At 65.5% G+C, this 14196-nt stretch carries 10 protein-coding genes; 7 read left to right on the forward strand and 3 right to left on the reverse strand.

The genetic code is table 11. The features are described from left to right. Window positions 1-84 precede the first annotated feature (84 nt). Complete coding sequence (locus tag VT03_RS26140) at window positions 85-1104, reverse strand: sugar phosphate isomerase/epimerase family protein (protein ID WP_075095730.1); 1020 nt, start codon at window positions 1102-1104, stop codon at window positions 85-87. 267 nt (window positions 1105-1371) lie between these two features. Between VT03_RS26140 and VT03_RS26145 the strand changes: the two genes are divergently transcribed. The 7 genes from VT03_RS26145 to VT03_RS26175 all read left to right on the forward strand — a co-directional run bounded on the left by VT03_RS26145 (window position 1372) and on the right by VT03_RS26175 (window position 12000). After that, on the forward strand, window positions 1372-2406 hold the full coding sequence (locus VT03_RS26145) for a PIN/TRAM domain-containing protein (RefSeq protein ID WP_075095731.1): 1035 nt from the start codon (window positions 1372-1374) through the stop codon (window positions 2404-2406). Then, the gene (locus tag VT03_RS26150; protein ID WP_075095732.1) at window positions 2403-4214 is read left to right on the forward strand and encodes a prenyltransferase/squalene oxidase repeat-containing protein; all 1812 of its coding nucleotides are present in this window, start codon (window positions 2403-2405) and stop codon (window positions 4212-4214) included. Before VT03_RS26145 ends, VT03_RS26150 begins: the two co-directional genes overlap by 4 nt. Window positions 4215-4329: 115 nt before the next feature. After that, the gene (locus VT03_RS26155) at window positions 4330-6213 is read left to right on the forward strand and encodes a polyprenyl synthetase family protein (protein ID WP_082846551.1); all 1884 of its coding nucleotides are present in this window, start codon (window positions 4330-4332) and stop codon (window positions 6211-6213) included. Between the two features lie 22 nt (window positions 6214-6235). Continuing rightward, window positions 6236-8098: an ABC transporter ATP-binding protein gene (locus VT03_RS26160; protein ID WP_231870525.1), complete on the forward strand. Its 1863-nt coding sequence runs from the start codon at window positions 6236-6238 to the stop codon at window positions 8096-8098. Between the two features lie 349 nt (window positions 8099-8447). Further along, entirely contained in the window at window positions 8448-9929 is a 1482-nt protein-coding gene (gene hemG / locus VT03_RS26165) for a protoporphyrinogen oxidase (protein ID WP_075095733.1), read from the forward strand. A 515-nt stretch (window positions 9930-10444) separates the two neighbouring features. Beyond that, complete coding sequence (locus VT03_RS26170; RefSeq protein ID WP_075095734.1) at window positions 10445-11461, forward strand: DUF1559 domain-containing protein; 1017 nt, start codon at window positions 10445-10447, stop codon at window positions 11459-11461. A 110-nt stretch (window positions 11462-11571) separates the two neighbouring features. Then, window positions 11572-12000: a carboxypeptidase regulatory-like domain-containing protein gene (locus VT03_RS26175; protein ID WP_156514764.1), complete on the forward strand. Its 429-nt coding sequence runs from the start codon at window positions 11572-11574 to the stop codon at window positions 11998-12000. Window positions 12001-12539: 539 nt separating this feature from the next. Here VT03_RS26175 and VT03_RS26180 read toward each other — a convergent pair. Both VT03_RS26180 and VT03_RS26185 read right to left on the reverse strand, forming a co-directional pair. Further along, window positions 12540-13124, reverse strand: a complete 585-nt coding sequence (locus VT03_RS26180; protein ID WP_075095736.1) for a putative metallopeptidase — start codon at window positions 13122-13124, stop codon at window positions 12540-12542. A 127-nt stretch (window positions 13125-13251) separates the two neighbouring features. Further along, window positions 13252-14184 carry a glycosyltransferase family A protein gene (locus VT03_RS26185; RefSeq protein ID WP_075095737.1) on the reverse strand — a complete coding sequence of 311 codons (933 nt, stop codon included), beginning with the start codon at window positions 14182-14184 and terminating at the stop codon, window positions 13252-13254. Between the last annotated feature and the right edge of the window lie 12 nt (window positions 14185-14196).

Below are 14196 nucleotides of genomic sequence, written 5' to 3' on the forward strand. Positions count from 1 at the left end.
TTCATCTGTGGCCAGTTCATTTTCTAGCCACAGATACACACAGATGAACGCAGATAAGAGCCGTCGCGTTTGCCGACGGTGTGTTCAGAACCCACGCGCCGTCTTGATGTCGTCCATCGTCCGCAGGTCGTAATCGATGCCGACGTAGTCCAGGAGCGAGCAGAGCGCCCGGACCGCGACCCCCATCCCGTCCGGCCCGCTGAACCCGCCGAACTGGCCCCCTCCCTTGAGGTGCGGCTCGAGCTCCAGGAAGACGCCCGGGCAGCCCAGGGCCTGCATCTTCGAGGTCATCGCGGAGAGGTTCTCCTTGAGGTTCCGCAGGATCGCCTCGTGGCCGGAGTCGCCGATGTCGGCCGGGACGAAGTTCTTCAGCCGCTCCTCGTCCACCACGCCGGTCCATTCGAGCGTCGGATCGACGCGGTAATCCTTGATGTGCGCCCAGCCCATCCAGTCCCGCATGGCGACGAACTCGTTGAAGCAGACGACTGGCGAGAGGTTCTGCGACGAGAGGTTCCCGCCGTCGAAAATACAGACGAGGTTTGGCCGGTTGACCTTCTCGGCCAGGGCCGCCAGGAGCCGCCCGTTCTGGCCGATCAGGTTCGCTTCGACTTCCAGGCCGTAGACCAGGCCGTGCTTGGCGCACTCGGCGACGATCGGGTTCAGCTTCTCGACCGCCTGATCGATGTACTTCCAGGGATCGTCCCCCTTGGGGTGGTAGAACGAGAAGCCGCGGAGGAGCTTCGCGCCGAGCGCCTTGGCGGAGTGGATGCTGCGGGCGACTTCCGTCTCGATGTACTGCTGGATCGGGACGAACTTGTTGTGCGAGCCGTCCTCCTGGTCGATCAGCTTGATCTTGCCGATCCGCGAGCCGATGCTCGTGACCTTCATCCCGTACTTCCCCTGCAGGTCGGCCAGCCGGGCGAGCTTCTCGTCGCTCAGCTCGGTGACGTGCTCGACCTTTCCCTCGCCGGTGACGTCGATGAACCGCGGGCTGTAGTAGTTGAGTCCCAGAGCGGAGATGACCGAGAGCTGTTCGACCGCGGTCTTGGAGAGCGCGGCCTCGTCGGCGAAGGCACTGAGGACGATGAACGGAGAGTGGGCCATGATTTCCTCGCAATTCCAAGACGACGGCAGCCAGCGCGAAGCGGGATTCTAATGGCGACAGGGGAAATTGCCCGTCCGGGGGAGGCCATTTCTGCCGCCTGTTTGCGACACGTTCTCCGCAACTTCTTTCCATTGCCCCAGAAGCGGCGCGCCAGTGGAAATGGCTATCCGAATGCCATATCGTGACAGGGCCAGCCTCGGGCCCAGGCGGTCGCGATCGACGGGATTGCGACCGCCGGAAGAACGATGCCGTGTTGTGAGACAGCAATGTCCGTCGTAATCGTCCGCATCCTGTACTACACCGCCGCCGTCGGAGCGGCGCTGGCCTACGTCCTCAATCCGAACTTCTTCCGCGTCCCGCCGGTCATCGAGGATCACCCGTTCCTCGTCTTCAGCGTGATGGTCGTGATCGCCTCGGCGATCCTGCTCGTCGACATCCTGATCCCCCGCAAGCGGGTCGAGACGATCTCGGCGATCTACTTCGGCCTCCTGATCGGGATGCTGCTGAGCCACCTCCTCAACCTGGGGCTGCAGCCGGTCTTCAGCGGCTGGGGAGAGAACGGGATCGGGGTCCTGGGGGCCGTGACCCTCGTGACGTCGATCATGCTGCCGTACCTCTGCACGACGTTCCTGCTCCAGACGAAGGACCAGTTCCGGTTCGTGATTCCCTACGTCGAGTTCTCACGGGAGCTCAAGGGGGGGCGGCCGCTCGTTCTCGACAGCAGCGCCCTGATCGACGGCCGGATCGCGGACGTCATCGACACGAACGTCCTCGACGCCCAGTTCGTCGTCCCGCAGTTCATCCTCCATGAAGTCCAGGACATCGCCGACAGCCACGACAAGATCCGCCGCAGCCGCGGCCGGCGGGGGCTCGACGTTCTGAAGCGGCTCCAGCAGAACCCCAAGATCGACGTGAAGGTCCAGGAGACCGACTCGACGAAGGGAAAGACGGTCGACCAGCGGCTGATCGAAGCCTGCCGCGAACTGAACGGCCGGCTCGTCACGAACGACCTCAACCTCAACAAGCTGGCGAGCGTCCAGGGGGTGGAGGTCGTCAACCTCAACGACGTCGCCAACGCCCTCAAGCCGCGGTTTATCCCGGGCGAGCATGTCCGGATCAAGATCGTGAAGGAAGGGGAGGGAATGGGCCAGGGGGTCGGCTACCTCGATGACGGCACGATGGTGGTCGTCGAGCAGGGCTCGCGCGAGATCGGCAGCGATGTCGACACGGTCGTGACGAGCGTCCTTCAGAACAGCGCCGGGCGGATGCTCTTCTGCCGCCTCATGGCGGAGACGAAATGACGGAACCGGTCTCGATCGACCGACTCGAACAGGCCGCGCAAGTGACGCGCGACCGTCTGCTGGCCGAGCGGGGCCCTTCCGGGCATTGGACGGGGGAGTTGTCCACCTCCGCCCTCTCGACCGCCACGGCGGTCATGGCCCTCTTTCAGGTCGACAACGCGGACGGGACGAGTCTGCATCACGAACGGATCGCAGGCGGGCTCCGCTGGCTGGCGGATCACCAGAATGAGGACGGCGGCTGGGGAGACACGACGCTCAGCTTCAGCAACATCTCGACGACGATGCTGGGGTACGCCGTCTTCCACGCGATCGATACCGAAGGGCGCTACGCGGCGACGCGCGACCGGGCCAAAGCGTACGTCGACCGCGCGGGGGGCGTCCCGGCGATCATTGCCCGTTACGGCAAGGACAAGACCTTCTCCGTCCCGATCCTGACGCACTCGGCGCTCGCCGGCCTCGTCGACTGGCGGACGATCCCGCCGCTCCCGTTCGAGCTCGCCTGTCTGCCGCATCAGCTCTATGCCGCGGTCCGGCTGCCGGTCGTCAGCTACGCCCTCCCGGCCCTGATCGCCATCGGGCAGGTCCGGCATCACTTCGCCAAGCCGTGGAATCCGCTCGTGCGGTTCACCCGGGCGGCGGCCCGCGAGCGGAGCCTACGGATTCTGAGCCGGATCCAGCCGTCGAACGGCGGGTTCCTCGAGGCGGCCCCGCTGACGAGCTTCGTCACGATGAGCCTCGCCGCGATGGGACTGACCGATCATCCGGTCGTCGTCAAAGGGGTGGAGTTTCTTGTCCGGTCGCTCCGGCCGGACGGAAGCTGGCCGATCGACACGAACCTGGCGACCTGGACCTCGACCCTCTCGACGAATGCCCTCGACGGGGACCTGCCGCCCGACGCGAAGCCGCCGCTCCAGCAGTGGCTCGTCAACCAGCAGTACCGGACCATCCACCCCTACACTCACGCTCCTCCCGGCGGCTGGGCCTGGACCGACCTCCCCGGCGGCGTCCCCGACGCCGACGACACGCCGGGAGCGATCCTGGCGCTGCTCAATCTGACCCGCGGCGCCGCTCTGCCGGAAGACGTGCGGGACGCCCTGAGAAACGGTGTTCGGTGGCTCCTCGATCTCCAGAACGGCGACCGGGGCTGGCCCACCTTCTGCCGCGGCTGGGGGCTGCTCCCGTTCGATCGCAGCGCCGCCGACATCTCCGCTCACGTCGTCCGAGCCCTTCATGGCTGGCTGACGCATCCCGATATCTCCGAATCAGATCCGTCGTCGCCCGACGGCGTGCAGCGGCCGGAAGTCGAGAAGGCGATCCGCGCCGGGATCCTGTATCTCGACCGGCACCAGCGGCCCGATGGAAGCTGGCTCCCGCTCTGGTTCGGGAATCAGCATTCGCCCCAGGAAGAAAACCCGGTCTACGGGACGGCCCGCGTCCTCAAGGCGTATTCCGGCTCCCGGACGGAGCAGAGCCTGGCCTATCAGGCGGGGATCCGCTGGCTGCGGTCGGTCCAGAACGCCGACGGCGGGTGGGGGGGCGAAAAAGGGCTCCCCTCCAGCGTTGAGGAGACCGCCCTCGTGGTGGACGCCCTTCTGGACGATCCGGAGAGCGATCCGCAGGTGCAGCGGGGAGTGAAATGGCTCGTTGAACGGGTCGAGGCGGGGACGTGGTCGGACCCTTCTCCCATCGGTTTCTATTTCGCCAAATTGTGGTATTTTGAAAGGCTTTATCCGATCGTCTTCGCGACGGGCGCGTTACGCCACGCCCTCCATCGCCGACGGACACGGATCTCCGCCCGGCGGGGTTAATCGAGCCAGCTGCGTGCGGTTTCGACGGGGATGGTTCGAAACCTGCTGTCCGGAGCGTTCGGACGGGCGGCGCGTCGACCATGAGCGTCGCATGGAATGAGGAGTCACCTTGGAAATGTCCTCACCTGGACAGGTATACACTGATTCGTCTGAACGAGCCCGGCAGGAAGGGGCTCGCTCGAATCGGTCGGGAGACTCCGACGGAGACGACGCGGCCCCCACGAAGCGGACCGGACGCCGCAGCACCAGCCACCTCAAGGCGGTCCCGGAGACGCTCGCCGCGCGGGACAAGATGAAGGCGGACTGCGACCGCTTCATGCAGTCGATCGACCGCAGCCAGGCCTTCACCAAGGACGAGCTGGAAATCTTCGGCCAGAGGTTCCTTGAGGAGCACGCGCTCCCGGAGAAGTACCTCGGCTTCGTGATGGTCCTGCTGGGGAACTCGTTCTGGAAGCGGCAGTTCCTGGCGGTCCCGTTCGAGAAGCGGCTGCTCCTCCTGCCGCACTGCCTGAAGCACGCCGAAGGCTGCCCCGCCGAGTACGACGAGTTCGGCCTCGACTGCGAGAAGTGCGGCGCCTGCTCGATCGCCGACTACAAGGTCCGGGCCGAGCAGCTCGGCTACAAGGTCCTCGTCGCGGAGGGCTCTCCGATCGTCCTCAAGATCATCGTCGAAGGGTACGTCGACGGGATCCTGGGGGTCGCGTGCCTCAATGTCCTCGAAAAGGCGATCGACAAAGTTCTTCTCGCCGGCGTTCCGTCGTTCGCCGTCCCGCTCCATTCCGGGGACTGCAAGAACACCAGCCTCGACGAGTCCTGGGTCTGGGACGTCCTCGACAAGTACGAGCCGCTCGACCAGCCGCAGACGACGACCTACATCCCGCTGATGCGGGCCTCCAACCGGATGTTCAAGGAGGATTTCCCCCGGCTCCTCCCCCGCGTCCGGAGCAAGGACCCGGAGAAGACGAAGACGCCGCTCGCGATCACGGAAGACGTCGCTTACGACTGGCTCGCCAACGGCGGCAAGCGGTTCCGCCCGTTCATCACGCTGGCCGCCTTCCACGCCCGCTCGAGCGGCGCGATCCTGCGGACCGACGTCGAGCACCCGGTGAGCGATTCCGTGGCCCGCGTCGCGATGGCAATCGAGGCCTTCCACAAGGCGTCGCTCGTCCATGACGACATCCAGGACAACGACCTCTACCGCTACGGCCGCGAGACGGTCCACCGGACGATGGGGATCGGTCCCGCGATCAACGTCGGCGACTACTTGATCGGCCTCGGTTACCGGCTCGTCAACTCGTGTCGCGGGGACCTCGGGGCGGATGTCGCCTGCGACATCCTCGACAGCATGGCGACGGCCCATATCCGCCTCTGCGACGGGCAGGGGGCCGAGATGGCGTGGCAGCGGAATCCGGACTGGACTCTCTCGCCACTCGACGCCCTTCAGATCTACGCCCTCAAGACCTCCCCGGCGTTCGAGGCGGCCCTCTATGCGGGGTTGCGGATGGCCGGGCCGATGGAGCCGTACGCGGAAATGGTCTCGCAGTTCTGCCGGCAGGTCGGGGTCGGGTTTCAGATCCTGAACGACCTCAAGGACTGGGCGGGGGACAAGGACAACAAGCTCGTGGCGGGCCAGGACGCGCTGGCCCTCCGTCCGACGGTCCTGCTCGCTCTGGCGATGCAGTCCGCGACCCCCGAGCAGCGGAAGGAAGTCGCCTCGATCCTGCAGAGCGACGGAGACAGCCTCGCGCGGCTGAGCCGGCTGCGGCGGATCTTCTCCGCGACGGGCGCGTTCGAGAAAGCCCAGAGCCTCATCGAGAAATCCCGCGAGCGGGCGGAAGCGCTCGCCGACGCGACCGAACCGGTCGCGCTGCGGCAGCTCCTGTACTTCTTCATCGACACCGTTCTGGCCCCGGAAACCGACTCCGGTCCTCCGGAAGCGGACGCCATGCCGATGTCGCTGCCGGTCGTGAATCACGCCCCGCAGCTGGCGGCGCGATGATCGATTCCCGACTGAGGACGAAGTGACGACGGCGGCAGGGACGACCGCGGAGCCCAACGCTCCCGAGATCTCGAACTGGCAGATGCTCCGCCGGCTGGTGCGCCTGGGCTATGAGTATCGCTGGGGCGCGCTCCTGATGGTCGTGATGCACGTCCTCCTCGTGGGGCTCGGCATCGCGACGCTGGGGCTGACGGGACTGGGGATCGACTACATCCGCCATGTCGTCCAGCCGGACAGCCGCGCCCCCGCCTGGCCGTTCGGCATCGCTCCGCCGGCCGACTGGACCCCGCGGACGGTCGTCGCCATCCTCTCGCTCCTGATTCTTGTCGCCGCTCTGGCGAACGCCCTCGTGCGGTTCCTGGCCGCGATCGCGACCGCGAACCTGACGCAGACGATCCTCGTGGCGCTCCGGGCCGGGGTCTTCGAGAAACTCCAGCGGCTGAGCTTTCACTTCTACGACTCGGGCGAGAGCAGCTCGATCATCAACCGGGCGGCCGGCGACGTGAATGCGGTCCGGTCGTTCGTCGACGCCGTGCTGGTCAAGATCGTGACCGTCGCGCTGACGCTGGCGGTTTATCTCGTCTACATGCTCCGCGTGCATGTCGGGCTCACGTTCTGGTGCCTCATCTCCTCGCCTCTGCTGTGGATCGGGGCGGTGCTGTTCTCGCGGCTGGTGCAGCCCTCTTACCGCCGGGCGAGCGAGCTGGGGGACGCGATGGTCCGGACGCTCGTCGAGAGTCTGACGGGGATTCAGGTCATCAAAGGGTTCGCCCGCGAGCCGGAGGAGATCGCAAAGTTCGAAGCGGCGACGCGGCGGATCCGGGACCAGAAGGAGTCGATCTTCTGGCAGGTGAGCACCTACCAGCCGATCATGGGGCTGCTGACCCAGGTCAACATGCTGGTCCTGATCGGGTACGGCGGGATCCTGGTGGTCCGCGGCGAGGTTCAGCTCGGGGCAGGGCTGTTCGTCTTTGCGAACCTGCTGCACGAGTTCGCGAACCAGGTGAGCCAGATCGTCAACATCGCCAACACGATCCAGTCGAGCCTCGTCGGGGCGCAGCGGGTGTTCGAGGTTCTCGACGCTCCGGTTCAGATCCAGAGTCCGCCGGGGGCGGTCCGGCTGCCGCGGGCGCGGGGGATCGTCGAGTTTGCCGGGGTGACGTTTGGCTACCGTCCGGGGCAGCCGGTCCTGCATGACGTCTCGTTCCGGGGCGAGCCGGGGGAGCGGGTGGGGATCTGCGGGCCGACCGGTTCGGGCAAGACGACGCTCTTGAGCCTGATCATGCGGTTCTATGACGTCGATGCCGGGCGGGTGATGATCGACGGGACGGATGTCCGCCAGCTCGATGTCGACGATCTCCGGCGGAACATGGGGATCGTGTTTCAGGACAGTTTTCTGTTCAGTCATACCGTGGCGGCGAATATCGCGTTCGGGCATCCGGAGGCGACGCTGGAGCAGATCGAGCGGGCGGCGCGGATCGCGCTCGCGGCGGAGTTTGTCGAAGCGTTGCCGCAGCGGTACGACACGGTGGTCGGGGAGCATGGCTCCAACCTCTCAGGCGGTCAGCGGCAGCGGTTGGCGATTGCGCGGGCCCTGTTGCCGGATCCTCCGATTCTGCTCTTGGACGATGCGACCGCTTCCGTCGACCCGGAGACGGAGCATGAGATCCGGGCGGCGCTGGATGCGGCGATGGAGCGGCGGACGACGCTGGTGGTGTCGAACCGGGTGAGTACGTTGCGGAAGACGGACCGGATTCTGGTGATCGAGGATGGTCGGATCACGGCGGTGGGGACGCATCATGATTTGATGGCGTCGTCGCCGTATTTCCGGCAATTGACGGATCTGCAGTACACGGACGCGCTGGAAGAAGTCGGCACGCCGTAAACCGCCCTTGCCGGACGGACTTCCATAGCTCAAACCCAATGTGCCACGGCCGCTGGGGTCAAGGGGGTCTCACCCCCTTGCCGCCGGAGGCACTCCTGTGAGGAACCGTGGTAAGCAACGGACGCCCCCTTTGTGTGACCGGCGTTGAGGACTCCACGCTCGCTCTGCGCTCGCAGCGGGTTGGTGAGGGGGCATCCGGCACCGTCTCCGCGTTCGGACACTCACTCCTTCAGACATCTCCCGACGGCCAGGCCTCCGGCGGGCAAAGGGGCGTTGCCCCCTTGCATCCCCCACCAGGGTGCCCCTGGACCCGGTGAATAAGTACCACGCGCGAAACTATCATTGCGATATGAGCGACATCCATCCCACCTCCCACTCCACACCCCGCATCGCCATCATCGGCGGCGGCTTCAGCGGTCTCGCCGCCGCTCACCACCTCGCCGAACTCGCCCAGAAAACCGGACGCCCCGTCGAACTCCACCTCTTCGACACCACCCACCGCCTCGGCGGACTCGTCCAAACCGAACAACTCGGCCCCTACACCATCGAACGCGGCGCCGACTCCTTCATCACCAACAAACCCGGCGCCATCAACCTCTGCCGCCGACTCGGCCTCGAATCCGAACTCGTCCCCACCGACCCCACCTACCGCGGCTCCCACATCCTCTCCCACGGCCGACCCGTCCCCACCCCCGCCGGCTTCAACCTCCTGGTCCCCGGCAACCTCTGGGCTGTCCTCTCCACACCGCTTCTGTCTGCCGCCGGAAAACTCCGCTGCCTCGAAGAGTGGTTCATCCCCCCCCGCACCTCACACGGGGACGAAAGCCTCGCCTCCTTCACCCGCCGCCGCCTCGGCCCCGAAGTCCTCGACCACATCGTCCAACCCCTCGTCGGCGGCATCTACACCTCCGACCCCGAACACCTCAGCCTCGCCGCCACCCTCCCGCGGTTCCTCGACATGGAACACCGCTACGGCGGCCTCCTGAAGTCGGTCTGGAAAACCCGCCGCACCCGTGACAACGCCGATCGCGAAGCCGCCGGCGCCCGCTACGGCCTCTTCGTCTCCCTCAAAGGCGGAATCTCGCAGTTCGTCCAGACACTCGCCAACCGTGTCCAAACCACCGCCCAGGTCCACCTCGGCCGACGCGTCCACGCCCTCCACAAACCGGATCCGGCCGCCTCGACCGTCGAACTGATCCTGGAGGACGAAAAGCAAACGTTCGACCACGTCATCCTGGCCCAGTCTGCGTACACGATGGCCGACCTCACGCGCCGCTGGTCGTCGGAACTGGCCACGCGTCTCGACGAGATCCCCTACGCCTCCAGCTCGATCGTCGTCTCCGGACACAACTTGAGCGACATCCGCAATCCGCTCGACTCCTTCGGCCTCGTCATCCCCTACGTCGAGCGGCGGAAGATCCTCGCCGTCTCCTACCTCAGCCGGAAGTTCCCGATGCGGGCTCCGGATGGGAAGGTGATCCTCCGGACCTTCATCGGCGGCGCCATGCAGCCGGAACTGTTCAACCTCTCGGATGACGACATCCGCAAGACCGTCCGGGACGAGCTCCGCGACCTCCTGGGAGTCGCAGGAACGCCGGACTTCGAAGTCCTCACCCGCTATCCCCGCGCGATGCCGCAGTACCACGTCGGCCATCTCGATCGCGTCCGCGAGATTCGGAAGATCGCCGAGGGACTCGGCTCGATCTCGCTGGCCGGGAACGCCTTCGACGGCGTCGGCATCCCGGACACGATCCAGAGCGGGGAAGGGGCCGCGGAACGGGCCTTCGCCGACGTCTTCCGCCCCGGCCGCGCGCCGTGCGTCGCGGTCTGATGTCCGACGTCAGCTCCTCTTCAGATTCCAGAATGACGCCATTGACAGGAACAGAGTCCCTTGGTAAAATATATTCACGACTTTGGTGGTAGTTGTTTGTGCGGATGGATGGCACGGCCACCGGGATCGACATCGGACCTCTTGTGCGACTGCTGACCGGCACGTTCCGGAGGCAGGCACGCGGACTCGAGGAGTCACGACAATGTCTTGCTGTTGTTGCCGCTGAGGCCTGCTCTGAACGTCAGGCCGCTGACCCGCTTCGGTTGGAGCGGGTCGCCCGCCCGCGAAATGACGCATCCCCGCCCGGGACGTTCCTTCGCCGAGGTCGGGAACCTGACATCTCGCTTTTACTGAGGCCCCGCCGTCGCTGACGGATGGGTTGTGCTGAACGCTTTTCTTTCCGACCGGACGCTTGCCTCACTTCGGCGCGTTCTGTGGGTCCCGCTGAGGATGCGCGCCGCACAGAAGTCGGCCGCATTCATCGCCCTCTTTCCATACGCAGGAACACCTTCGTCATGTCCTTTGCCCCTTCGTTCTTCCGCCGCGGCTCCTTGTCGCGGAAGTCCGGTTTCACGCTGATCGAACTCCTTGTGGTCATCGCCATCATCGCCGTCCTGGTGTCGATCCTCCTCCCGGCGGTGCAGCAGGCCCGCGAGGCGGCCCGCGCTTCGCAGTGCCGCAGCAACCTCAAGCAGATCGGCATCGCCCTCCACAACTACCACGAGGTCTTCGGGGCGTTGCCCCCCGGCGTCGTCCACAAGAACGGAAACCAGAATGTTGCCGCCCTCGGCTCCTACGGCTGGGGGACGTTCATCCTCCCGCAACTCGATCAGGGGACGATGTTCGAGGCGATGCAGACGAACGGTTCCGACCTCGACGAACTCCTGCGGAACACCTCGCAGCCGGCGGCCCGGGACCTCGTCTTCAAGTCGATCGCCGTCTACCGCTGCCCCTCCGACACCGCTCCGGATCTCAACACGAAGCGGGAGTGGGACACCCCCTACAGCACGTTCTTCAACAACCAGCCGGTCTACCTCTCGACGTCGAACTACGTCGGTATCTCGGGCTCGCGGTGGGCGACTCCGGAGGACTGGATCGTCAACCGCCTTGACCCCTACGGTGTCTTCTGGGGGGACAGCCGCGTCCAGTTCAAGGACATCACCGACGGCCTGTCGAACACGTTCATCGTCGGCGAGCGGGACTGGGAGCTGGGCTGGGCTGCCAACTGGGTCGGGCAGCGGAACTACGTTGGCACCGGCATCTGGGGCTCCCGCCAGAACCTCGCCATTCTCGACGTGAAGATCAACGACCCGCTCCTCCAGCCCAACGGCAACCCGGCCGTCAGCCGCGGCTTCAGCAGCACGCACACTGGCGGCGTCCACTTCCTCCTCGGAGACGGCCGCGTCCAGTTCGTGAGCCAGGACATCGAGTTCAACAACGTCCAGCCTGCCCAGCAGAAGCCGAACAACACCCTCGGCCTCTTCCAGCGCCTCGGCCGCCGCAACGACGGGCTGTCGTTGGGAGAGTTTTGAGTCTTCAGCTTTCAGTTTTCAGCCAGACACCGGCCCCGGGAGGGCGAGGCTCCTGCAGAGCCGCAGCCGCCGCCAGTCCCCCACAACCTCCACCAGAACAACAACCCACCATGACACACCAACGTGCTTTGACAGCGACGGCCCTGATCCTGATTCCCCTGGCCTGGGCCGGCTGTTCCGAACACGGCCCGCCGCTGGGCTCCGTCAGCGGGACCGTCACCTGGAATGGCGAGCCCGTTCCCTTCGCGTACGTGGTCTTCCAGCCGGTCGAGCCGAAGGGAGCTTACGGCGCGGCCTACTCCGATGCAGACGGACGCTATGAACTCCTCTACAGCCGCGATCGGAGAGGGGCCCTCGTCGGCAAGCACGCCGTGACGGTCCGGACTTCCTCGGTCGACGAGATTCAGGTCGAGGATAAGAAGACCGGTCTCATGGTCACGCCCCCCTTGCCGAAGGGTTACCGTCCCAAGATGGAGAAGCAGTTCGAACGACAGGTCGCCGCGGGGGATAATGCGATCGATCTGGAGATCAAACGGTAAGGGCGAGGATCTTGGAATGAGCCTCACGCGGAGACGCGGAGAACGCGGAGGAGACGCCAGGCCAACGTCTCTTCTCCGCGACCTCCGCGTCTCCGCGTGAGCTTTTCTTTTCTAGGGCAGTGGGGGCGCCCAATACTGACCGACTGGGTCCAGGGGTACCCTGGTGGGGAGTGCAGAGGGGCAACGCCCCTTTGCCCGCCGGAGGCCTGGCCGTCGAGAGATGTCTGAAGGAGTGTGTGTCCAAGCGCGGACAGTGTGCCGGATGCCCCCTCACAAAACCGCGGGGATTGCAAAGCGAGCGGTGTAGTGTGAGGGAGTCCTCAACGCTGGTTCTACAAAGGGGACATCCGTTGTTTACCACGGTTCCTCATGGAAGTGCCTCCGGCGGCAAGGGGGCGAGGCCCCCTTGACCCCGGGCTGCCGTCGCACGTTGGGTTTGAGCTATGACGCTGTGCCGGCAAGGGCGCGGTTTGAGCCGGCGGGACGAGCCATCCCGTCCCTGATTCACCAACCACCATCCGCGAATGCACCCGCCTCGTTCAGGCCGCCTTCGCTCCGGTCTTGATCAGCCGTGGAATCGGCACCTGCTGGCCCAGGATCTGCCCGTGCCGCGCCTTGAGTGACGGAAAGTCGTGCTTGAGGAAACTCAACAGCCGGGCCGGAGGGCGACGGGCCAGATACGCCTTCACGTAGTCCGCCATCCAGCCGTCGTACTCCTTCTGGCTGCGGGAGTGGGCATGACACCGCCCCGTAAAGCGGCGGATGTCCCCGTTGAAGTGCGGACTGATGTGATACAGCTCATGCAGGATCGTGATCAGCTTCTCTTCGAACGGCTGATCGAGAAACCGCGGCAGGTAGAACGTCAGCAGGTAGAGCATCTCCTGCCGCCCGATGAACACCCGCTGCAGCGTCCAGGTCTCGCCGTTGCGATCGGAGAACAACGACCCGTTCTCAAACCGCAGCGGCGTCAGCTTGGCCTGCACGCCGTACTTCTTCCACGTCCGGGTCTGGGCGAAGCAGACCGCGACGCGGTCCATGTCGATATGCCCGAACTCCGTCAACCGCGTGCAGACATCCCGGCAGACAGCCGTGATGGCAGCGGTGAAGTCGAGGGGAGCGGACATGGAACGACGCGTCAGGTTCTGTTCGAAATGGGTGCTCGAAGGTGGCTGGCCACACTAGCCCGAAGCGCCAGCGAGGGAAGTTCGCTCCGATCCCTCGTTGGCGCTTCGGGCTAGTGTGCTGACGGCTCTACGCCGCGCGGCGGGAGTTCGTCTCACCCGCCTGCGGGCGGAGCTTTGCGAGGAGTTCTTTGCGTCCCGCGTTGCTGAGGACCGGGCGGAGCCACTGCGGGATCCGGCGGGACTCGTACCGGCCCTTCTGATGGTGCTCGATGCGGTAGATGTGCGGCACGTCGATCGGCGTTCCGTGCGTCCCCAGGAGCCAGCGGAACGAGCGGTCTTCGTAGGTGTTCCCGAACCCCGGGCACGGCGTCTGGTAGTGCTTCAGTGCCTCGCAGTAACCGATCGCCCGGGCGACGTCGCCGTGGACGATCTGCAGCCCGCCGACGGCCTTGTGGTGGACGACCGGATGAAAGAGTTCCGTGTCGATCTCAACCAGCGACACCCCTTGCCGCGTCGGTGTTTCCTTGAGGACTTCGGACGCCTCGTGGACGCGATGGCTGCACTGGGCGACGCGGGGGAACAGCAGATAGTCCCGCCGCCCCTGCAGCTCTTCGCCGAGCTTGTCGAAGGCGTCGCGGTAGAACATCTGGTCGCAGTCGGTGAAGAAGATCCAGTCCGCCGTCGTCGCCTTGGCGCGCAGGTTGCGGCCGATGGCACGGCGGAAGAGGCGGGGCTTTTCGACCGGGACCCAGTTCCAGGTGACGTTCGAGATCGCGAGCCGTCCGAACTCCTGGAGCAGGTCGACGGTTCCTTGATCTTCCGGGCAGTAGATGACCGTCATCGTGACGTGCGTCTTCGCGGGCGGCGACAGGACGAGGCTGCTGAGCTGGTAGCGGAGCAGGTGCGCGTAGTTCCAGCAGTGGCTCACCAGTTCGATATGCAGCGGACCGGTCCGTGCCGGAAGCGACTCCGCCTTCGGCAGCCGCCGTTCGAAGAGCGTCGGTGAAACCCATCCCTTCGCGGCGATGCGGTAGAACCAGTTCACGAAGAAGTCGTTCATGACGGCTCTCGA

The organism is Planctomyces sp. SH-PL14 (assembly GCF_001610835.1).
Taxonomy (GTDB): Bacteria; Planctomycetota; Planctomycetia; order Planctomycetales; family Planctomycetaceae; genus Planctomyces_A.

Bases quoted from the DNA above. Each gene is read 5' to 3' on its own strand.
- VT03_RS26140 (WP_075095730.1), bottom strand. From the start codon at position 1,104: ATGGCCCACTCTCCGTTCATCGTCCTCAGTGCCTTCGCCGACGAGGCC.
- VT03_RS26145 (WP_075095731.1), top strand. From the start codon at position 1,372: ATGTCCGTCGTAATCGTCCGCATCCTGTACTACACCGCCGCCGTCGGA.
- VT03_RS26150 (WP_075095732.1), top strand. From the start codon at position 2,403: ATGACGGAACCGGTCTCGATCGACCGACTCGAACAGGCCGCGCAAGTG.
- VT03_RS26155 (WP_082846551.1), top strand. From the start codon at position 4,330: ATGTCCTCACCTGGACAGGTATACACTGATTCGTCTGAACGAGCCCGG.
- hemG (WP_075095733.1), top strand. From the start codon at position 8,448: ATGAGCGACATCCATCCCACCTCCCACTCCACACCCCGCATCGCCATC.
- VT03_RS26170 (WP_075095734.1), top strand. From the start codon at position 10,445: ATGTCCTTTGCCCCTTCGTTCTTCCGCCGCGGCTCCTTGTCGCGGAAG.
- VT03_RS26175 (WP_156514764.1), top strand. From the start codon at position 11,572: ATGACACACCAACGTGCTTTGACAGCGACGGCCCTGATCCTGATTCCC.
- VT03_RS26180 (WP_075095736.1), bottom strand. From the start codon at position 13,124: ATGTCCGCTCCCCTCGACTTCACCGCTGCCATCACGGCTGTCTGCCGG.
- VT03_RS26185 (WP_075095737.1), bottom strand. From the start codon at position 14,184: ATGAACGACTTCTTCGTGAACTGGTTCTACCGCATCGCCGCGAAGGGA.